This window comes from Pseudoalteromonas sp. S3431 (genome assembly GCF_000690035.1).
Taxonomy (GTDB): Bacteria; Pseudomonadota; Gammaproteobacteria; order Enterobacterales; family Alteromonadaceae; genus Pseudoalteromonas; species Pseudoalteromonas fuliginea.
Genome location: NZ_JJNY01000041.1, coordinates 78,834 through 99,858, shown reverse-complemented (window position 1 = coordinate 99,858; position 21,025 = coordinate 78,834). Strand labels below are relative to the sequence as shown.

The window sequence follows — 21,025 nt, the reverse complement described above, 5'->3', positions numbered from 1 at the left end:
ATAAACTAGCACCGTTAAATGGCAATGCCTTGTGTTATTAATTTTTAGATATTTTATGGCCATCACCAAAGTCGTATTTGCAGTTTTTTAAAGATGGAGTATGGTATTTACAATAAAAATACCAAGCGATTTAATTATTTGAGCTTTCTAGCTTGTAGATAATCAATATGATTAGTATAGCGCCGTAGCCTTTTTGATTTTTATTTACGGCTTATATAACAACAGGAGTATGTATGTTTCAGGTAAGCACCCCACAAAGTAGCGAAGATTGGCAAGCGTATTACCAATTGCGCTGGCAGGTATTACGCGCGCCTTGGGGCGAGCCGCGTGGCTCTGAGCAAGATGATATGGAACAAGACTCTGAACACCGCTTTATAAAAAATAAAGAAGGTGAAGTGCTAGGTGTAGCACGTTTGCACTTTAACAATCATGAGCAAGCACAAGTGCGCTATATGGCGGTTGCAGAGGGTAATCGTAACCAGCATATTGGTAGTCGCTTACTGCACGAGCTTGAAAAAATTGCATGGGTTCAAAACGCAGGCGAGCTTGTATTGTTTGCACGCGAACGAGCGCTTGAGTTTTATAAACGCCACGGTTACGAATTAAAAGAAAAAGCGCACTTAGCGTATGGCGATGTACAGCATTTTAAAATGGTAAAGCAAAAGCCGTGTGAGCCAGGTTGGTTTCGTCACCCTAATTGGACGCAGGTACTACAAAATACGTGGCGGGAGTCTATTCCAATTAGTGACGCGATGGGCATTAAGGTAGAAAGCTATACCGATTGGCAATTTACAACCAGCGCCGACCTAGACGCTAACTTAAACCTACATAACACTATGTTTGCAGGTTCTATTTATAGCTTGGCTACGCTAACAGGTTGGGGCGCTACGTACTTAGCACTTAAAGAAGCTGGGCTTGAAGGTAATATTGTATTAGCCGATGCTAACATTAAGTACTTAAAGCCGCTTACTACCGACCCACGAGGGTGTGTAGATTTGCAAGCCTGCAAAGGTAAGTTGAGCGATTTAGAAACCGAAGGTAAAGCAAGCTATGTTGTGCCTGTTACTATTTATGATGGTGATAATATAGTTGCGGAGTTTGAAGGGCAGTTTGTAGTAAAAAAATAACTGTTTAGTTGTTCAAAACACTAAAAAGCCAAGCAATGCTTGGCTTTTTAATGCGTAAAACTTAGGGAAGTATTACAGCAGATCGGTTAATAATATACCTACACCAATACGTTCTATATCGGCATTATAGTCAATTAAGCTTTCGCCATAACCATTGAAGTATTGTGCATAACCACGAACTCGGCCCCATAATGGAAATGACCAGTCAAGCTGAATAGCACCACGATTGTCTGAATTTAAGTTATTACGCGACATAAAGCTAAATTCATGATCGTTAAGACGGTATGCACCGCTAAATTCAAAATAGCCCATGTATTTGTATATGTCTGGATTATCGTCGCCTTTAGCTTCTAAAACGTTGTCTTTTTCGTCCTCGGCTATGCGATACCAAGGTTTAAAACTAAAAACAAACCCTTCATTTTCCCAAATGAAATCAGCGTAAATACGGTTCCATGAGCGTGAGTTGGGCTGGCTACGACCATTTGACTGATGTGAAATACCTAAAACAATTGCCATTTCATCGCCCCAAAGTACATTTTCTGGATCGAGGTAGTTTATCCAAAAAACTTCAGGTTCGTAGTTCGTTTCACGAAATGGTGAGGAGATTTCTGAATTATATATTTGCCAATATGATTGCAGCGTAAAACCAAAAAATAATGCTTGGTCTTCATCTGAAAAATCATCGTACAAAGGTACTTTAATAGAAAGCTGGTACTTTGCCTCTAAGTTATCGAGCGGTTCACCATCATTATCATCAGTTAATTCGTCGAAGCCATCGAAAGGGCGATCATTGGGATGGGATACGTACGAAAGTGGTAAAATATAATTACGTTTATGTGGCGTAATAACATTACGATTTTTTTTACCCACTTCTTCACGTGCTTGGCGTTTATCAAGCGCGGTAAGTTGTTTGTTTTCTTCAAGAGCCGAACATTTTTTACGAAGATCGTCTAGAGTTTGTTTACCGTCTCCACCAATAACTTCGTTTAAAATACACTGTTTTACAAGGTTTATTTCGTTGTCTTGCTCGTTTGTAGCAACCTCTTCTTGTGCTAAGGTAGTTGTACTTATTAAGGCAGAAAGTGTGATCCAGTGGCGCCAGCTCATTGTAGTTCCTTTGTGAGTTTAAGTTATTGTATGCGTTAATTTAATTATAACGTCTTTTTACATATGTAACGGTGAACTTTTACTGAATTTTTTCTTATACTTCGTATTATACGTATTTGAGATAAACACAGATCAAAAGAAAAGCGGCCTGGGCCGCTTTCTAATGCAAATTAACTACTTTAGTTAATTTATACCAATTTTATTAAAAACATGATCATTCTAGCGTATTAAATAACTCACTAACTACGTTAAAAATTATTTATATAGAACAACTATGTACCATAATTTTAGCCTTGTTATTAAGCTATTTCCTTATCGCTATAATAGATCACTAATTTAATGCAATTGGTATTACTCTCACGCAATGAGAAGGGTGAGCTAAAGCTCGAATATGTTAGTAAAAAACTTATAAAGTTCGGTACCTTGGTTAACACTCGCTGAGGCAAAGTGCAAAATAGCAATTGCATCGCAATCAAGAGTGAGTGTTTGCAGTGGCTGCTCGCTTAAGTAGCGCTCCATGCGTAAAATATGTGCAATAGGCTCACCGGCTTTAATGTGCCCGCCAAGTGGGGCTATGTATTCAACCATACCGCCAATAGGGGCGTAATAAGCAAAGTAGTCATCTAAATTACATGCATAGCGAGTGATGTTAGCTGGCGTATGCGGTGCGTTTTGTAATACGCCTTTGTGATTTAAGTAACTTAAAATGCTGTTTGCATCGTTTAGTGCTTCTTTTAAGTCTATTTTTTCTTGGCTGCCTAGCTCTACCGTAAATGCTTCTACAGGTATTGATAATTCACGACCTTGCTCGCTAAGTGCATCACTTAAATGCCACCATGGGCAAAAGTTAGCTTCATCCATAGCGCCGTCAAAATCACTGGGGATAAGCAGTACATGTTCAATATTAAAGTAACGTGCGCTGTCGGTTGCATAGGTTGGGCAGTACAAATGCTTGCTGGAAATAGGACCAGTGTGTAAATCGAGTACTATATCAGCCTGATGAGCGAGTTTTTGTAAGTTAAGCGCAATGCGTTTACCCGTATTGAGTAAATAAGCAGGGCCGTTAAGTTTGCTGTCTACTTCGTCAATAAGCGCCTGTTTGAAGTTACTTTTTAATGTAGCGTTGTCATACTGAGTATGATTTTGCGCAAACTGTGTCACTAAATTTTTATTGTAATGATACATGCGATTCCAATTAGTGCCCGTAATCGGATCGAACCTGCCAAGGGTAAACTCGCCAGATTTTTGATTACAACCAATCGGATTTGCATAAGGTACAAGGGTAATATCGCCATTAAGATTAAGGTGTTTTAATTGCTCAAGCAGCTGAAAAATAACTGCGTTACCTTGCACTTCAGCGCCATGCATATTGGCCTGAATGTAAACACTAGGCCCTGTACCATCGCCTTTTAAACGATACACAGGAATTGTAAGCGGTAAGCCGTTTGCAACTTCCCCTACTACAATGTTCTCTTGGCTAATGTGTGTTGTATTACTCATACTTATTACCTTAAATAATAGCTGGCATTTTCGGCTTGGCGAACACAGGTAAGTGTACCGTTTTGCAATGTGTACTCGGCGGCTAGCTCATGGCATAAAAAATACGGCATACTTTCGGTAAAGCCGTAAGCACCGCATTGGCTAAACACTAGCCAGTCGTGCTCATTTAAATCGCTTGGCAGGTTATGTTCACCTAGGCAATCAAGCGCTGTACAAAGCGGGCCGTATAAAGTGACCGCTTGAGTTTTAGCACTGGATTCACGCAGTAATGCAGCAGGAAAATCTTGACTGGTAACAGCAGGGCGTAATAAGTGATTAATACCGCCGCTTAAAATTACTTGTTCTTGATTATAGTTTTGTTTGCGCTCTACTACTGGGTTTGCGTAATGACCGCATTCGCCAACGGCATAGCGACCAAGTTCCATCCATAGCTCTTCTACACCCGCATCATTTTTAATTTTAGCGAGCGCAGCAATTAAGTCATCCCAATCAAGCGTTGCTTCATTTTGTGTATAAGGAATTCCTAAGCCGCCGCCTAAATCGAGAATTTTAAGGCTAATATTTAAATCGCTGGCAAGTTGACTAAGTGGTGCAATCATTTGTGACCACAAGTCGCTTAGCTTTTGCGTGCTAAGCATGTTGCCCCACTGAAAAATATGCAGGCCGTCAAACTTAAGTGCAGGGTAGTCAGCTACATTGAGTGCTTGCCACTCATCACAACCCATACCAAACGGCGTAAGGCTATCGCCGCCCAGAGGGTTTTTTTCACCTTCAGGCCAACGTAATTGCACACGCAGTAATACTTGTAACTGCGTGTTTTGTAATTGTGCTTGTTGGTTTAACCAACGTACTTGATTGAGGCTTTCTGCTACAAATATACGCACGCCGCGCTCAATAAAGTGTTTTATTTGTTTAGGGCTTTTTGCAGGCCCTGTGTTGAGCACGCGCTGTGAGCTAATACCTTGTGCGAGTACTTGCTCAAGCTCACCTTTACTTGCTACGTCAAAATTAAAGCCAGCGTTGTCTAAGCTTTGAATAATTTTAGACAGTGGATTTGCTTTTACCGCGTACCATAGTTTTACATCGGTTTGCGCCACTAAACGCGCAAGATGCGTGTTTAGTTGATCTAGGTCGTAAACAAAAAAAGGTGTATCAAGTTGTTGTGTAATAGTATTTACAGCGGTTTTGATAGGCGTGCTCAAAAAGCTCATTATCGTAAAACCTCTTCAAGCAATAACGATGCATCGCTTTTCTCGTCGCGGTATTTAACAATTAATGCACACGACATGCTTAAGCCTTGCTCGCGCGCCCATTCGTTTGACGCAGGGCGAGAGCCTGGTATTACAATCGCGTACTCTGGGATTGGCTCGCCTTTATCTAGTTGGCGCTCGTTTACGCAGTCGTATACCGGAATAGTTGCTGATAAACGCACGCCAGGGGCAAGTACTGCACCTTTTTTAATAACTACACCTTCAACAATAATACAGCCAGCGCCAATAAATGCGTCATCTTCAACCACTACTGGGCTTGCACCAATTGGCTCAAGTACACCACCAAGCTGAACTGCAGCACTTAAATGTACGTTTTTACCTACTTGTGCACACGAGCCAACTAATGCGTGGCTATCTACCATTGTGCCTTCGTCGATATATGCACCAATGTTTACATACGCTGGTGGCATAATAATCGTGCCTTTAGCCACATAAGCACCACGGCGAACACTTGAGCCACCTGGTACCATACGAACGCCATCTTCAGTGCTAAACTCTTGCGGAGCTAAGTTATGTTTATCAACAAAACCACCTGCAAACTCAGTATTAGTGCCATTTTTAAAGGCTTCTAAAATACCTTTTTTTACTTCTATGTTAGCTTGCCATTGGCCGCTTTCGTTTTGTGATGCTGCGCGTACAGCGCCCGATTCTAAATTATTTAATAGTTCTAACCAGCTCATTATAAAAACCTGTATTTAATGCCAAGATAAAATGGTGTTGTTTGCAGTTGTGATGCAATCGGTTTGAGTTAACTCAAGATGTGTTAAAGGTGGACGAAGTTGCGGGCTGCTTAAGCGGCCTTGCAAATGCATCAGTACCTTTACGGGAATAGGGTTTGCGACAGCAAATAGGCTATTAATAGCGCTTGACCACTGGGCAAATAAATTAGGGTGTTGACCACTTAAACTGCGTTTAACAAACTCGTGAGTTTGTGCGGGCCATGCATTTGCAGCTACCGACACTAATCCTTTTGCACCTGCTTGTGCAAAGTAAGGCATCAGCGCATCGTCGCCACTAAAAATAGCTAAATTAGGGGCGGCTTGGCGGTAAGCTTCAAACTGAGCAATACTGCCGCTCGCTTCTTTTAACGCCCATAAATTTTTATTGTTTTGTAAGTTTTGAATTGTTGCCGCTGGGATGCTAACAGCACTTCGTCCCGGTACGTTATAAAGCATACACGGGTGAGCGCTTGCATTAAGTAGGCTTTCAAACCAATGAGTTTGACCTATAGCGCCGGGCTTTGCATAAAGCGGTGAGCCAAGTAAAAAGCTATGAATTGGCAATGTATTACAGTAGTTAACCCACTCAATTTGTTGCTTTAAGTTACTACCGCCCACAGCAACCATGAGTGGTACTGTTGGTTTTAGCTGGCATACGTGTTCTACAATGGCTTGTTGCTCTTTTTGCGTGAGTGCTAAACCTTCGCCCGTACTGCCAAGTAGTAAAATACCGTTATGTGCCGCTTCTTGCTCGCTAACCAGTTTAGTTAACGTGTTGTAGTCAACATCGCCGTGTTGATCAAATGGCGTTACGAGCGCGGTCCACAATGAGTAGTCATTTAAATTGAAGTTGTTGATCATCTCTCACGAACTTATAATTTGTACCAATTTTATTAAAAACGTGATCATTTTATCGATAACTAATTTAATGCAATTGGTATTATTCGAAGAGTTAAAAAGCTTTATGGAAGGAGCCGCATTAACGTCGTTCGAACTAATAATTCGAAGAGCGAATGGGCTTAAAATAATAGGGCGCACGGCCTTAATATTTAAGACCAGAAGCTCTCCACCAAACTAATAAGCTGCTTGTTATAAGCAGCTATTGGTGACAGTCGCTAGGGTTCAACCTAGTCGCCCGAAATAAACACCTCGCAAAAGTGATTACTTCTCGGCGTTAATTCCCCTCACGTATGCTCACTGGAGTTTGCGCTCCTAACATACGCTACCTGAATAACGCACCTCTTCTAGCCCTTTGCACCTGTTTGTAGAGTAAAACTTACAAACCTGAGCAATTTAAATAGGGTAATTGCAGCGATTAAAGCATTTTAGCCGTCTGGGTGTCAAGCGACTAAATGCATATTCATTCATCCATAATGGGAGTGGTTACGTATTGGGTGCTTTTCTCGTACACTAGCAATATAAGTAGTGAGGTATTTAATTAGTATGGAAAAATTTAGCGATATTTATAAGCGAGCGGTAGAGCGAAAAGGCTCCGAAAAAATGCTGAAGTTATTACTTGCAAAACCGTTATCTAAAAAACAACTAAGCACGTTAAGTGACGACGATTGGCTTGAAGAATTTACTCGAAAAGTATTTCAAAGCGGTTTTTATTGGTCAGTCATTAATAATAAGTGGCCGGGCTTTAGAGAGGTTTTTTGGGATTTTAGCGTTGATAAGTTATTAATGATGCCACCCGATATGCTGGAACAAAAAGCTACGGATGAGCGTATTGTTCGTAACTATAAAAAAGTAAAAACAATTACCGAAAATGCTTACATGATCCACGAGATAGCAGGAGAACATGGCAGTTTTAGCCAGTTTATCGCTAATTGGCCAACAGACGATATTATTGGTTTATGGGCGTATTTAAAAAAGCATGGTTCGCGTTTAGGCGGAAATACTGGCCCTTATGCATTGCGAGCACTTGGTAAAGATACTTTTTTATTATCACGCGATGTAGAGAATTATTTGCGTGCGCATAAAATTATAGACGGCGGCTTACAAACTAAAAAGTCACTGAATGCAGCCCAAGCCTTTTTTAATGAAATGCAAAAGCAAAGTGGCTTAAGTATGCAAGAGTTGAGCTTAATTGTTGCTTATGGCGTAGGTGACAACCGTGTTGGTATAAGTCAGCAACAATAGGAATTACCATGAAATTAGTGCCAAGATACACAGACATCGCGGAAAACTTCGCGATTGAAGATTTCCCTGCAAGTGTCGCCTCTCCTCAGTTATTGCTGTGGAACGAGAGCTTAGCAAAAGAGTTTAATATTAACGTTGCGGCTGATTTGCGTGCCAGCACTTTTAGCGGCAACGAAAAACAGGCAATTCCTGCAGTAGCACTTGGTTACTCTGGGCACCAATTTGGACATTTTTCACCACGGTTAGGCGATGGGCGAGCACATTTACTGGGCGCTATTAATGATGATAAAAACCAGTTGTGGGATATTCAATTAAAAGGCTCTGGTGCTACTCCTTACTCAAGAGGGGGAGATGGGCGTTGTGCACTTGGTCCTGCTATTCGTGAATACGTAATGAGCGAGGCAATGCATGCGCTGGGAGTTAAAACTACACGCTGCTTAGCGGTTGTTGGCAGTGGCGAAACGGTTTACCGTAATCCGCCACAAGCAGGGGCTATCGTTACTCGCGTAGCAACGAGCCATATTCGTGTTGGTTCATTTCAATATTTAGCGACGCAAGGCGATGTTGAAGGGCTTAAAAATTTAGCCGATTTAGCTATAGAGCGACACTACCCAGAAATAACCGATACAGGTTCGCAGCGCTATTTAGCCTTTTTAGGCGCAGTGATTAAAAACCAAGTTAAGCTAATTGTGAGCTGGATGCGTGTTGGTTTTATTCACGGAGTAATGAATACAGATAATACGCTAGTAAGCGGAGAAACCATTGATTACGGCCCATGTGCCATGATGAACAGTTTTGATTTTGATACTGTATTTAGTTCTATTGACAAACAAGGCCGCTATGCATTTGGTAACCAGCCGAATATGGCTAACTGGAACTGTGCCCGTTTAGCTGAAAGTCTTATACCACTAATTCATGACGATGATGAGCAAGCTGTTTCGCTAATGACGCCACATATAAATAGCTTTGCTGAACAGTTTAATATTGAATTTACGGCTATGTGGGCAAAAAAGTTGGGCTTAGTCGGTATTGATGAAAACGATACAAAGTTAGCTGCAGAATTGTTAACATTATTAAAAGTTCATGAACTCGATTACACCAATACCTTTGATGCATTAACCGAGTCGTTAAAACAGGAAGCGCTTATTCCTGAAGCATTAGCGCAATGGGCATATAAATGGCAAAGCCGGGTTGATGGAAATAGTTATACAGTAATGCGAAAAGCGAACCCTCGAGTAATACCACGCAATCACATCATTGAATCAATTATTACTGACTACAGCGAAATGGGGTCAAGTGCGCTATTAAGTGATTTTTTAAAAGTACTGAGCAATCCTTATAATGAAGTGAATAAGCTTGTCGATTTTCAGACGCCTCCTAAAAGTGATCATGGGTATCGTACTTTTTGCGGTACTTAACTATTAATTTTAGATGTAAGTTTATAAATATTCATTTTTCATTTTTAGAAGTGTTCATTGATTGAGCAAAATAAATTCTAGTGTTATCATCCATTTTATAAGGATAAGTAAGTTTTGCTGTGTATAAAAGTGCATTTAACTGAATTGTTCCTGTTTTTGTCACAGGCTATCGATTTATAAAAAAACCACAACTATAAATTATTTGCAGAGTAGGTAATATTTTTGATTTCACCTACAATGGGTGGTTGGATGTCGTTATAGATAATTAAAAAAATTTATAAACTTTATTATTCGTTAAGTATTGATTAACAAAGGTTCGGTTAGTCTGTATAAAACAGATTGAGCTAGTATTGATTAGCTACAATTTTTAATTGTTAAAATGGGAAGAAAACAATGAAATTAAAATCACTTACAATCGCAATTGCGTTAGCTGCAACTAGCGTATCTACATTTGCTGCAGATAAAGAAGAAGGTTTCTACATTGGCGCATTTGGTGACTACTATGACGCATCTTGGAAAAACATGCGTGCTCAAGCTGGTCTTGATGTAAATGAATCAACTGGTTGGGGTGTTGAAGCTGGTTACCGTTTCAGTGATTACTGGAGCGCACGCCTAGAATATGCAGACATGGATTTCAATGCTTTTGATAAAGTTGCTGGCAACCGCAACAGTATTGATGGCGAGCGTTACGGTATTGATGCTCTTTATCATTTAAATGGCGGTCCTTTCTACGGTCTTTTCGGTATTAAAGAAATGGACGTAGTAGATGACAACACATTCTTAAATGCAGGTGTTGGTTACCAACATTTCATTACAGATGGTTTATTTGTAAATGCTGAAACAGCTGTATACCAAGGTCTTGACCGTGGTTACACAGATGTAGGCGCTAAAATTGGTATTAACTACTTATTTGGCCAAAACTCAGCACCAGTTGAGCCAGTAAAACCAGCTCCAGAAGTAGTTGAAGTTGCAGTTGCTCCTTTAGACAGCGACAATGATAATATTTTAGATGCTGACGATAGATGTCCAAACACGCCAATGACTGACGCAGTTGATGGCACTGGTTGTACTTTATATGAAGATAAAGAAGTAACTGTAAGCTTATTAGTGACTTTCCCTAATAATACATCAGCAGTATCTACTCAGTACTTAAATGATATCGAAAAAGTATCTGAGTTCTTAAAAGAGTACCCAGGTACAACAGTGCTTTTAGAAGGTCACACTTCAGCTGTAGGTAAAGCAACTTACAATAAATGGTTATCTAAAAAGCGTGCTGATGCTGTAGCTAAGCAACTTGTTGCTGATGGTATTGCTCAAGATCGCATTACTACAGTTGGTTTAGGTGAAGAGCGTCTTAAAAATGATGCAAACACTAAAGCTGCAAACGCAGAAAACCGTCGTGTAGAAGCGCATATCAAAACTATCAAAAACGTTAAAGTTTTACGTTAATTAAATAGTTTGTAATAGAAACCCAGCCAAGAGCTGGGTTTTTTTATGTCTGTAATAAATTAATATTGGTTAATGGTAATGATTATTACTTAACAAGTATTCATGGGAATAGTTTTTACTACAACCACTATTCATAGTATTTATAATCGGTATAATCAGTTGCGTAACTGGATGGATTTTCATCTATCCATAAAAGCTTTATAATTACGCGTTAGAATACTATAAGTATTGGGTAACTTATTTGCGCTTGAAGCGCTACCGGATACTTTCACGTCACCAAGAGGGCAATATTGTGCTACAAGAATATCGTAAACACGTAGAAGAACGTGCCGCGTTAGGTATCGTACCAGCGCCATTAGATGCTCAGCAAACTGCTGATCTTATTGAATTAATCAAAACTCCACCTGCAGGTGAAGAAGAATTCATTTTAGATTTGTTTATTCAGCGTATACCAGCGGGTGTTGATGATGCTGCTTATATTAAAGCGGGATTTTTAGCAGCTATAGCTAAAGGTGAAACTAATTCTCCACTTGTTTCTAAAGAAAAAGCGGCAGAATTATTAGGTACAATGTTGGGCGGTTACAATATCGCACCAATGATTGACCTACTTGATGACGAAACACTTGCACCAATCGTAGTTAAAGGCCTTTCAAATACATTACTTATGTTTGATGCGTTCTACGATGTTGAAGAAAAAGCAAAAGCGGGTAACACATTCGCTAAGCAAATTATTGAGTCTTGGGCAAATGCGCAATGGTTTACTAATAAGCCAGCTGTTGCTGAAAAGATCTCAGTTACTGTATTTAAAGTAACTGGCGAAACAAATACGGATGACTTGTCACCTGCACCAGATGCATGGTCTCGTCCAGATATCCCACTACATGCTTTAGCAATGCTAAAAATTGAACGTGATGGAATTACACCAGACAAGCCAGGCGAAGTAGGTCCAATCTCTCAGCTTGAAGAATTAAAAACTAAAGGCCTACCACTTGCATATGTAGGTGATGTTGTTGGTACTGGTTCTTCTCGTAAGTCTGCAACTAACTCTGTACTTTGGTTTATGGGCGATGATATCCCGTTCGTACCAAACAAGCGTGTTGGCGGTGTATGTCTAGGTAATAAAATTGCGCCAATCTTTTTCAATACAATGGAAGATTCAGGCGCATTACCAATCGAGTTAAATGTTGATGAGCTTAACATGGGCGAGCAAATCGACATTTACCCGTACGAAGGTGTTGTTAAGCAACATGGTACTGATAAAGTGATTTCTACTTTTGAGCTTAAATCTGATGTGATTTTAGATGAAGTTCGTGCTGGTGGTCGTATTCCACTAATTATCGGTCGTGGTTTAACTGATAAAGCACGTACATCACTTGGTCTAGCTCCAACTGACGTATTTAAAGTACCAACAGCAACAGAAGTATCTGACAAAGGCTTCACACTAGCGCAAAAAATGGTTGGTAAAGCATGTAACGTTGCAGGTATTCGCCCAGGTCAATACTGTGAGCCTAAAATGACAACTGTTGGTTCGCAAGATACAACAGGTCCTATGACACGTGATGAACTTAAAGATCTAGCTTGTTTAGGTTTTTCTGCAGATTTAACCATGCAGTCTTTCTGTCATACATCAGCTTATCCTAAACCTATTGATGTAAACACTCACCATACGCTTCCTGATTTCATCATGAACCGTGGCGGTGTTTCACTTCGCCCAGGTGATGGTGTAATTCACTCATGGTTAAACCGTATGTTACTACCAGATACTGTAGGTACTGGTGGTGATTCACATACTCGTTTCCCATTAGGTATTTCATTCCCAGCAGGTTCGGGTGCAGTTGCATTCGCAGCAGCAACGGGTGTTATGCCACTTGATATGCCAGAATCTATTTTGGTTCGTTTTAAAGGCGAAATGCAACCAGGTATCACTTTACGTGACCTTGTACATGCAATTCCTTACTACGGTATCAAAGCGGGTTTATTAACAGTTGAGAAAAAAGGTAAAATTAACGAATTCTCTGGTCGTGTACTAGAAATTGAAGGCGTTGAACACCTTACTGTTGAGCAAGCATTTGAATTATCAGATGCATCTGCAGAGCGTTCAGCTGCAGGTTGTGCGGTTAAACTTTCTAAAGAATCTATCGCAGAATACCTAGAGTCAAACATTGTTATGCTTAAATGGATGATCTCTGAAGGTTACGGCGATGTACGTACTATTGAGCGTCGTATTACTGCAATGCAAGATTGGTTAGCTAACCCAGAACTAATGGAAGCTGATGCTGATGCAGAGTACAAGCATGTACTTGAAATTGATTTAGCTGAGATTAAAGAACCCGTTCTTTGTGCTCCAAATGACCCAGATGATGCGCGCTTACTATCTGACGTTACTGGCGAGAAAATCGACGAAGTGTTCATCGGTTCTTGTATGACTAACATCGGTCATTTCCGCGCAGCGGGTAAATTACTAGATGGCTTTAAAGGTCAGTTACCAACTCAACTTTGGGTTGCTCCACCAACTAAGATGGATAAAGACCAGCTTACTGAAGAGGGTTACTACGGTATCTTTGGACGTGTTGGTGCACGTATCGAAACACCAGGTTGTTCACTTTGTATGGGTAACCAAGCACGCGTTGCAGACAAAGCAACGGTTGTGTCTACCTCTACACGTAACTTCCCTAACCGTTTAGGTAATGGTGCAAACGTATTCTTAGCATCAGCAGAACTTGCTGCTGTAGCGGCTATCTTAGGTAAATTACCTACTCCAGCTGAGTACCAAGAGTACGCAGCGAAGATCAATGCAACGGCTGCAGATACTTACCGTTACTTGAACTTCCACCGTATGCCTGCTTACACTAAAAAAGCAGACAAGGTTATTATTCAACAAGCTGTATAATTTTTAAAGTTTGTTTAAAAACCCGCTTTGGCGGGTTTTTTATTGACTAAAATAAATATTAGATAGTTCATGCTTCTTTTTTTATATTTTTGTATTAACTCTGGCCTTAAGTTGTTTTTAAGTTGAGTAATAAAGCAAAAAATCCTCTCAATATGCATTAAAATCCTCACCAATATTCTCATTATTTTAGGCGAGATTTTATGACAGCATTAAACAACCAGAATTTACTGCAACTACGTTTTATTAACCAAGTAAATATTGATTTGGTTAAGCCTTCTTTTGATAACCTGCCTGCAAATCCATATGCAGATGGTGCTTTTCGTAAACGTCGTTATTCAGTAGTTAAAATGCTAAATGGTGAAATAAAGTTACAAAAAACCAAAGCATTTGTTCAAGACGATTCAATTAATACTTTTCAGGGTAATGTAGAGCGTACTTACGAAAACCTAGAGCAAAGTTTACTTGAATCAGAGGGTATGAAAAATATCGTCAATGAGTTTCGCCAACTTACCGGTATTGATGAGCAGCGCGATATTGAAATTCATCAGTTCCGCATGCTTGCCATTGATAGCGATACACCTGCAGCGCCAGAAGGCGTTCATCAAGATGGTTTTGACCATGTATGTATATGCGGCGTATCTCACGAGAACTTAGAAGGTGGCGAACTGCTTGTATACGAAAACAAGCAAGCTGAGCCTTGTTTTAAAATGGAAATAAAAGACGGCATGTTTGCATTAATAAACGACCGTCAAGTGTGGCACAACGCAACACCTATGAACAAAATTGATGCTAGCAAACCAGGTTACCTGGATTGTTTTGTATTAACGTCTTAAGGAATAAGCATGAACATAACGCAATTACGTGAGCAATTTCCAGCATTAATGCAAAACGTTGATGGTAAATCGCCAATATTTTTAGACGGACCAGGCGGCTCGCAAGTACCAACATCGGTGCTTACTGCGATGACTGCTTATTTAGGTCATTATAATTCGAACTTAGGTGGCGCGTTTTTTTCAAGTGATAAAACGGTTGAGTTGATGGCGAATGCGCGCCAAGCCGCCGCTGACTTACTTAATGCACCTAGCTCACAACAAATTGTGTTTGGTCCAAACATGACCAGCCTCACATTTAGCTTTAGCCGTGCAATTTCGCGTGATTGGCAGGCTGGCGATGAAATAATTGTAACTAACGCTGATCACTTCTCGAATGTATCGTCATGGCAACAAGCCGCAGAAGATAAAGGTGTTGTTGTAAATACTGCGCTTATTAACGAAGCTGATTGCAGCTTAGATATGGCGCAGTTTGAAAGCTTATTAAACAGTAATACTAAGCTTGTTGCGGTAACGTATGCGTCAAATACCACAGGTTCAATTAATAATATTAAACGCATTGTAGAGCTTGCTCACAGCGTAGGCGCACTTGTTTATGTTGATGCAGTGCATTACGCACCGCATGAACTTGTTGATGTACAAGCACTTGATTGCGACTTTTTAGCTTGCTCGGCGTATAAGTTTTTTGGTCCGCATTTGGGTATGGTTTACGGTAAAAAAGAGCATTTAGATGGGTTTACACCGTACAAAGTTGAGCCAGCTAAAGACATAGCACCAGGTCGCTGGGAAACCGGCACACAAAGCTTTGAAGCAATGGCTGGTTTTATCGCGGCTGTTGATTATATTGCGGCGATTAGTGAGCTTGATGATAGCCATTCACGCCGCAAAAAGTTAAGCGTGGCTTTTGCTAAAACTAAGCAGCACGAAATGGCGCTTAGCGAACACTTTTTAACGCGCTTAGTTAATTATCCACGCATTAATTTGTTTGGTATTGATGATTTTGATCGCCTTAATGAGCGTACACCTACCTTTGCTTTAATTTTTGAAGGGCTTGAGCCACGCGCCGTTTCAGAATTTTTAGGCAAACAGCATATTTGTGTGTGGGACGGTAACTTTTACGCGCAAGGTTTGTGTAAGCAGTTAGGTGTACTCGACAAAGGCGGTGTAGTGCGCATTGGTTGTATGCACTACAACACCATTGAAGAGCTAGATCAGTTGTTTAATTTATTTGATGAACTGCTCGGTTAAATAATACTGATTTTGGTGCGCTAACTCTTAGGCGCACCATATATTTGTTCTGCTCGATTAAACAGTACCCACGATGTTAAAATATACTTATCGTTTGATACTGGCTTATTGCCTCTATGAGTATGTGTAAAGTAGCCAGGTGCTATTACCATAGTGCCTTTTTTAGGGGCTATTTTACGGTTTTGATAATAAAACTCTGTTTCACCACCTTCTTCTACATCGTTTAAGTAAAACATAAATAGCAACACGCGATGTAATGCTTCATTGTGCTGTAGCTGCGGATAAACTTCACTGTGCCAGTAAGGGTAGCCACCTTTGTTTACTTCGTATTTTTGCGCTTGAATATTGCCAAGTCTAAAAATCTGCTGCACTAAAACGGGGAGTTGCGGCTTTCCTACTTCTTCAAAATTAGCATGAGTTAAATCAACTACTTCCCCCGTTTTTGGATGATATACCTTTAAACCAAACGCCCCAATCATCATAAAAATATGCTCTTCAACATACTTAAAAACATGCTGTGCAGTTGTTTGTTGTATATGTTTTAATTGCTGAGCATATTCGGGGTGATTATTTAAGTGTAGATCGTGGCTGTCTTTTTTCTTTAGATCGACACCGCCCGATGTCACCCCTTGTCTTACATGCGGGCTTTGCGCGAATGTGGTAATAAATTCATCGCAAAAATCATTGCTTAGCGCGTTATCGTATACGCGAATAAAGTCCGTCATGAGTAACCTTTATATAATTATTATTGGATTTTTATGTTTATTGAAAAAGTGATGCCGCGCTTTAGTGAAACTGATGCGCTCGGACACATTAACAATACCGTACTCCCGGTATGGTTTGAAGTTGCACGTGCACCTATTTTTAAGTTTTTTACGCCTGATTTAAATCCACATGATTGGAAGTTGATAATTGCCAAAGTTGAAGTGTCGTTTGTAGGCGAATTATTTTATGGCCACGAAGTAACAGTAAAAACCTCTGTAGAGCATATAGGCACTAGCTCTTTTACGCTTAGGCAAGAAGCATGGCAAGATGATAAATGCTGCGCAATAGGTAAAGCCGTTATGGTGAGATACGATTTTATCGCAAAATCAAAGCAGGCCCTTAGTATTGACGAAAAAACAGCGCTTAATGAGCATATATGCCAAAGAAGCTGACCTTGAGGAGCCTATATTTTATATAACCTCCGGCGAAGCTTAATTATTGTAAATAAATAATGGCAGCTGTAAATTTTTATCGAGAAATTTTAACGTATTTAGATTGAGTTACAGGCTTCAGTTATATACTATTTATAATATATATTGTTGCGCCGTCATAACAGAAAATGTTAATTCGGTAATTTGATTGGAGAATACATGTGGTAGCTATTGCCAATAACCAGCTTTTACAAGTTATTCAGCTCAGTGATGGTAAAGATTTAACCGCTGAAATTTTGCCATTTGGTGCAATAATTAAAAGCATAAAGTTTAAAAAGCAAGAAATGACACTTTGCGTCGATGACCCTCAATACTATCTTGAAAACCCATTTTACCTTGGCGCTACAGTAGGTAGATACGCTAACCGTATTGCAAAGGGGCGTTTCAGCTTATCTGGTACGCAGTATCAATTAGAAACGAACAACGGCCCTAATAGCTTACATGGCGGTGTTAAAGGCTTTAATAAAGTACTTTGGCAAGTAACCAAACAAACTGAAAGTGAAGTTGAGCTTTATTATTGCTCGCCCGATGGTGAGCAAGGCTTCCCCGGTGAGTTACAGGTTTGGCAAACGATTAGTGCTAAAAATGGCGAGCTTGCATTACGCTTTAAAGCTACGACTAACAAAGAAACACTCGTTAATTTTACTAACCATTGTTATTTTAACCTTGATGGCAGCGAATCAATTAATGATCATTCTGTTCAAGTAAATACCAGTCACTACCTTCCCATCGATAAAACCAGCATCCCGCTTAATGAAGCGGCATTAGTGACAGGTAGTTGTTTTGATTTTACCAAACCAAGTCAAGTTGGGGAGGCATTAAGCGCCATTCATCCTCAGCTAGAAGCTGGAAATGGCTTTGACCACTGCTATATTTTTAATGATGACAGCAGTTTAAAGACGATGGCTACATTAACCTCGCCACACACGAAGGTTAATTTAACGCTCAAAAGCACTCAGCCAGGTATGCAGTTATACACCGCTAACTTCGTCGGTGCGCCGTTTAAAGCACGACAAGCTTTGTGTGTTGAAGCGCAAAATTGGCCTGACGCGCCAAACCGTGAAAATTATCCAAAAGCTAATTTATTACCTGATGAAGTTTATGAACAGGTTATTATTTACGCATTTTGTAATTAACTTAATATGTTGATGTTAATTTAAAGAAAATAAAAAGAAAAAATACGGTAATAAATAACGCTCTACAATCAAGGAAAAGGTTGCACTTCAGCTTGATTTAAAGTATTTATAATATAAATAGTATTTGAAACTATTTGCACTAGCACAACGACACAACGACTACACACAATCAGGAGTTTTTAAAAAATGATAATTAACAATAAGTTATCGTTCAACAAGAAAACCGCGATCAGTATTGCTATCACTGGCATATTGGCAAGCGGAAACGTTGCAGCTCAAGGCGCTGAAGGCGATACGTCTACAGTAGTAAATGAGGATGTTGAAGTTATCGCAGTAACGGGTATCCGTAGCAGCTTACGTTCATCAATGTTAGATAAAAAAGCATCTAATGTTGTTACAGACGGGATTAAAGCAGAAGATCTTGGTAAATTTCCTGATTTAAACGTAGCAGAATCTCTGCAACGTATTACAGGTGTAGCAATTGACCGCAGTGGTGGTGAAGGACAAGCGGTAACTATTCGTGGTTTTGGTCCACAATTTAATACTGTACTTGTTAATGGTCGTCAAATTGCGACAGACAGTGCAGGTCGTGAATTTAATTTTGATGTATTAGCCGCAGATCAAATCACCGGTGCTGATATTTATAAAAGTAATACAGCAACGCTTCAAGAAGGCGGCATTGGTGGTACGGTTAACGTAACTACAGCACGTCCTTTTGATTTTGGTGGTTTACATATTTTAGGTTCAGTTAAAGGTATGTACGAAAGCCTTTCTGAAGAAGTATCCCCATCAACATCATTCTTAATAAGTAATACGTTTAACGATGATAAGCTAGGTGTGCTTTTTGCCATCACTAATCAACAACGTAAACTTCAAAATAACCAAATTTTAACGGCAGGTTGGCGCGGCGGCCAAACAATCTCTAATCCAACTGATGGTGTATTGTTTGAAAATGCCTATATTCCACGTAACTGGGACCAAGTTGTTGATGAGCAAGATCGTGAGCGTACAAATGCAAGTTTAGTACTGCAATATGCGCCATCTGACGATGTTACTATTACTGTTGATGGCATGATTTCAAAATTTGAAGTTGATTCAACAGTACGCGATTTAGCATCTTGGTTTGAACCAGACCGCGTAGGTAGCGCAACGATTGATCCAGAAACAGGCACGCTTTTAACTTTCTCTCAAGAAGTGGGTTTAGGTGCGCCAAGTGGCGACCCTGCAAGTGACTTTGTGTCGCACACTCGTAACTCTCGTGATGTAACTAATAAAGCATTTGGTATTAACGTAGATTGGCAAGTAAACGAATTATTAAAAGCTAAATTTGATGTGTCTCGCTCAACAGCTGAAAATGACCGTGCAGGTACTGACCGTTTTAATGTTGTAGGTATTATTAATAGCTATAGCTTTGATGGTACAGGCAGTGTTCCTACTGTTCAGCATGACGGGTTTGAAAATGGTTCACTCCCAGATCCTAGCCTTGCGCGCCTTCACTACAATGAAGTCGGTCTTCAGTTTACAGATGAAGATGAAATCACAGAAGTAAAAGCTGATTTTGAATACGTGCCAGATAAAGGCCCTGTAGATCGAATCAACTTTGGTGCTTATCGCCAAGAGCGTGAAAAATCAAGTTTTCAAGTTTATGGTACTCAATGTCAATTTTGTGGTTATGGGACGCAAGCACCACTTGATGCAATTGATTTTGAAGCCTATCAAGCAAGTAACTACTTCCCAGGTTTGATCGATACATTTTACACCTACGACGGTGATAAAATGCTTGATTATTTAGCCGATCAAGGTTTCCCAGTAGAGCCAACATTACAAAATAACCGTTACACAATCAACGAAGACATCACCAGCCTATACATGGACTTTACGCTTGGTTTTGACCTTGCGGATATGCCTGTAACCGTTAACTTAGGTGCACGTTATTCTGAAACTGATATTGAAGTAGCTGCAATACAGAGCTTTATTAGTGATGTAATCCCAACGACGGATGCAACTTTGTTTGCTAACGTATTTGGTCCGGCCACAAGCATTGAACAAGGGACTAGCTACTCAAACTTACTACCATCTTTAAATGTTAAGTTAGAACTGCAAGACAATATGATTTTACGTTTTGCTACGTACGACAGTATTACTCGTCCAACGATGTCGCAGTTATCACCAGCGACTACGTTTAACGAGCCTCGTCGTCAAAACTTAACGGCAAATGGTGGCAACCCTGCTCTTAAGCCATTCCAATCAGAAAACTGGGATATTTCTTACGAGTGGTACTACAACGATGCTAACTTATTTAGCTTTGCAGTATTTAGTAAAGAAGTTGATGACTTCATTGTCACGCTAACAGGTGCAGAAACATTTGAAATGTCTGACCGTTCGGGTCCTGATTTTGCGTGTACTACATGTACAGACCAAGCTGATGATGAACTCAATGGTAGTTCAGAGGTATACACAGTAACTCGCCCTCAAAATGGTGAGTCAGCTAAAGTAACGGGCTATGAAGTTGGTGTGACGCACATATTTGATAATGGCTTTGGTATTATAGCCAATGCCACAGTCGTAGATAGTGACATTAGCGTAGGCGCAGACACCACACAAACGTTTGCACTTGAAGGTTTAGGCGATTCGCAAAACTTAATATTGTTTTATGAGCAAGATAACTGGCAAGCACGTGTTGCATTTAACAACCGTGAAGGCTTTTTACGCTTAGTTGATAATGGCTTTAACGGTGAACCAGTGAACGTAGAAACTTACGGTCAGTGGGATATTAGTGCAAGCTACGATATTAACGAAAACTTCACTATTTTTGCTGAAGGCATCAATATCACTGAAGAAGAGCTAGTACAAACAGGTCGTTTTGCTAACCAAATCTATTCAGTAGAAGATAATGGCTCACGTTACGCGTTTGGTATTCGTGGATCGTTTTAATTGATAGCAGAGGCAGCGACTGCCTCTTAGTTTTCATTGCAGTGCATTATAAGTCCTG

Annotated in this window: 16 protein-coding genes and 1 riboswitch; of the genes, 10 read left to right on the top strand and 6 right to left on the bottom strand. The window is 40.1% G+C overall.

What is annotated here, in order from left to right:
* Positions 1–233 precede the first annotated feature (233 nt).
* Positions 234–1,127 (top strand): bifunctional GNAT family N-acetyltransferase/hotdog fold thioesterase, encoded by an 894-nt coding sequence (locus DO88_RS09085; protein ID WP_033039474.1) that lies wholly within the window; start codon positions 234–236, stop codon positions 1,125–1,127.
* 72 nt (positions 1,128–1,199) lie between these two features.
* Here DO88_RS09085 and DO88_RS09090 read toward each other — a convergent pair whose 3' ends face one another.
* The 5 genes from DO88_RS09090 to dapA all read right to left on the bottom strand — a co-directional run bounded on the left by DO88_RS09090 (position 1,200) and on the right by dapA (position 6,585).
* Positions 1,200–2,234, bottom strand: a complete 1,035-nt coding sequence (locus tag DO88_RS09090) for a phospholipase A (RefSeq protein WP_033039471.1) — start codon at positions 2,232–2,234, stop codon at positions 1,200–1,202.
* Positions 2,235–2,612: 378 nt separating this feature from the next.
* The gene (locus DO88_RS09095) at positions 2,613–3,734 is read right to left on the bottom strand and encodes a succinylglutamate desuccinylase/aspartoacylase family protein (RefSeq protein ID WP_033039468.1); all 1,122 of its coding nucleotides are present in this window, start codon (positions 3,732–3,734) and stop codon (positions 2,613–2,615) included.
* A 5-nt stretch (positions 3,735–3,739) separates the two neighbouring features.
* Entirely contained in the window at positions 3,740–4,945 is a 1,206-nt protein-coding gene (locus DO88_RS09100; RefSeq protein WP_033039466.1) for a PLP-dependent decarboxylase, read from the bottom strand.
* Positions 4,945–5,685 carry a 2,3,4,5-tetrahydropyridine-2,6-dicarboxylate N-succinyltransferase gene (locus DO88_RS09105; protein ID WP_008133358.1) on the bottom strand — a complete coding sequence of 247 codons (741 nt, stop codon included), beginning with the start codon at positions 5,683–5,685 and terminating at the stop codon, positions 4,945–4,947. Before DO88_RS09105 ends, DO88_RS09100 begins: the two co-directional genes overlap by 1 nt.
* Before the next feature lie 15 nt (positions 5,686–5,700).
* Positions 5,701–6,585, bottom strand: coding sequence for a 4-hydroxy-tetrahydrodipicolinate synthase (gene dapA, locus DO88_RS09110; RefSeq protein WP_033039463.1), 885 nt, complete (start codon positions 6,583–6,585; stop codon positions 5,701–5,703).
* Between the two features lie 190 nt (positions 6,586–6,775).
* Positions 6,776–6,976: riboswitch (Lysine riboswitch) on the bottom strand.
* A 191-nt stretch (positions 6,977–7,167) separates the two neighbouring features.
* On the opposite strand from dapA, the gene DO88_RS09115 reads away from it, so the two are divergent.
* The 6 genes from DO88_RS09115 (at position 7,168) to DO88_RS09135 (ending at position 15,701) form a co-directional block, all read left to right on the top strand.
* On the top strand, positions 7,168–7,866 hold the full coding sequence (locus DO88_RS09115; RefSeq protein WP_007376225.1) for a DNA-3-methyladenine glycosylase I: 699 nt from the start codon (positions 7,168–7,170) through the stop codon (positions 7,864–7,866).
* A gap of 8 nt (positions 7,867–7,874) precedes the next feature.
* On the top strand, positions 7,875–9,284 hold the full coding sequence (locus DO88_RS09120; protein WP_033039460.1) for a protein adenylyltransferase SelO: 1,410 nt from the start codon (positions 7,875–7,877) through the stop codon (positions 9,282–9,284).
* 393 nt (positions 9,285–9,677) lie between these two features.
* Complete coding sequence (locus tag DO88_RS09125) at positions 9,678–10,733, top strand: OmpA family protein (RefSeq protein ID WP_033039458.1); 1,056 nt, start codon at positions 9,678–9,680, stop codon at positions 10,731–10,733.
* A gap of 292 nt (positions 10,734–11,025) precedes the next feature.
* Complete coding sequence (acnB, locus tag DO88_RS09130) at positions 11,026–13,623, top strand: bifunctional aconitate hydratase 2/2-methylisocitrate dehydratase (RefSeq protein ID WP_033039455.1); 2,598 nt, start codon at positions 11,026–11,028, stop codon at positions 13,621–13,623.
* Between the two features lie 200 nt (positions 13,624–13,823).
* Positions 13,824–14,456, top strand: a complete 633-nt coding sequence (locus DO88_RS0118320) for a 2OG-Fe dioxygenase family protein (RefSeq protein WP_033039453.1) — start codon at positions 13,824–13,826, stop codon at positions 14,454–14,456.
* A gap of 9 nt (positions 14,457–14,465) precedes the next feature.
* Complete coding sequence (locus tag DO88_RS09135; protein WP_033039451.1) at positions 14,466–15,701, top strand: cysteine desulfurase-like protein; 1,236 nt, start codon at positions 14,466–14,468, stop codon at positions 15,699–15,701.
* A 20-nt stretch (positions 15,702–15,721) separates the two neighbouring features.
* On the opposite strand, the gene DO88_RS09140 is transcribed toward DO88_RS09135, so the two are convergent.
* Positions 15,722–16,426: a 2OG-Fe(II) oxygenase gene (locus DO88_RS09140; protein ID WP_033029215.1), complete on the bottom strand. Its 705-nt coding sequence runs from the start codon at positions 16,424–16,426 to the stop codon at positions 15,722–15,724.
* A 33-nt stretch (positions 16,427–16,459) separates the two neighbouring features.
* Between DO88_RS09140 and DO88_RS09145 the strand changes: the two genes are divergently transcribed.
* From DO88_RS09145 to DO88_RS09155, 3 genes are all read left to right on the top strand, one after another.
* The gene (locus DO88_RS09145) at positions 16,460–16,858 is read left to right on the top strand and encodes an acyl-CoA thioesterase (RefSeq protein ID WP_033039449.1); all 399 of its coding nucleotides are present in this window, start codon (positions 16,460–16,462) and stop codon (positions 16,856–16,858) included.
* 200 nt (positions 16,859–17,058) lie between these two features.
* Positions 17,059–18,033 (top strand): aldose epimerase family protein, encoded by a 975-nt coding sequence (locus DO88_RS09150; protein ID WP_033039446.1) that lies wholly within the window; start codon positions 17,059–17,061, stop codon positions 18,031–18,033.
* Positions 18,034–18,219: 186 nt separating this feature from the next.
* A complete protein-coding gene (locus tag DO88_RS09155) occupies positions 18,220–20,967 on the top strand; it encodes a TonB-dependent receptor (protein WP_033039443.1) in 2,748 nt (915 codons plus the stop codon).
* Positions 20,968–21,025: the final 58 nt, after the last annotated feature.

What these genes read in the sequence shown, in the direction of transcription:
- DO88_RS09085 (WP_033039474.1), top strand. Translation starts at nt 234, where the DNA reads ATGTTTCAGGTAAGCACCCCACAAAGTAGCGAAGATTGGCAAGCGTAT.
- DO88_RS09090 (WP_033039471.1), bottom strand. Translation starts at nt 2,234, where the DNA reads ATGAGCTGGCGCCACTGGATCACACTTTCTGCCTTAATAAGTACAACT.
- DO88_RS09095 (WP_033039468.1), bottom strand. Translation starts at nt 3,734, where the DNA reads ATGAGTAATACAACACACATTAGCCAAGAGAACATTGTAGTAGGGGAA.
- DO88_RS09100 (WP_033039466.1), bottom strand. Translation starts at nt 4,945, where the DNA reads ATGAGCTTTTTGAGCACGCCTATCAAAACCGCTGTAAATACTATTACA.
- DO88_RS09105 (WP_008133358.1), bottom strand. Translation starts at nt 5,685, where the DNA reads ATGAGCTGGTTAGAACTATTAAATAATTTAGAATCGGGCGCTGTACGC.
- dapA (WP_033039463.1), bottom strand. Translation starts at nt 6,585, where the DNA reads ATGATCAACAACTTCAATTTAAATGACTACTCATTGTGGACCGCGCTC.
- DO88_RS09115 (WP_007376225.1), top strand. Translation starts at nt 7,168, where the DNA reads ATGGAAAAATTTAGCGATATTTATAAGCGAGCGGTAGAGCGAAAAGGC.
- DO88_RS09120 (WP_033039460.1), top strand. Translation starts at nt 7,875, where the DNA reads ATGAAATTAGTGCCAAGATACACAGACATCGCGGAAAACTTCGCGATT.
- DO88_RS09125 (WP_033039458.1), top strand. Translation starts at nt 9,678, where the DNA reads ATGAAATTAAAATCACTTACAATCGCAATTGCGTTAGCTGCAACTAGC.
- DO88_RS0118320 (WP_033039453.1), top strand. Translation starts at nt 13,824, where the DNA reads ATGACAGCATTAAACAACCAGAATTTACTGCAACTACGTTTTATTAAC.
- DO88_RS09135 (WP_033039451.1), top strand. Translation starts at nt 14,466, where the DNA reads ATGAACATAACGCAATTACGTGAGCAATTTCCAGCATTAATGCAAAAC.
- DO88_RS09140 (WP_033029215.1), bottom strand. Translation starts at nt 16,426, where the DNA reads ATGACGGACTTTATTCGCGTATACGATAACGCGCTAAGCAATGATTTT.
- DO88_RS09145 (WP_033039449.1), top strand. Translation starts at nt 16,460, where the DNA reads ATGTTTATTGAAAAAGTGATGCCGCGCTTTAGTGAAACTGATGCGCTC.
- DO88_RS09155 (WP_033039443.1), top strand. Translation starts at nt 18,220, where the DNA reads ATGATAATTAACAATAAGTTATCGTTCAACAAGAAAACCGCGATCAGT.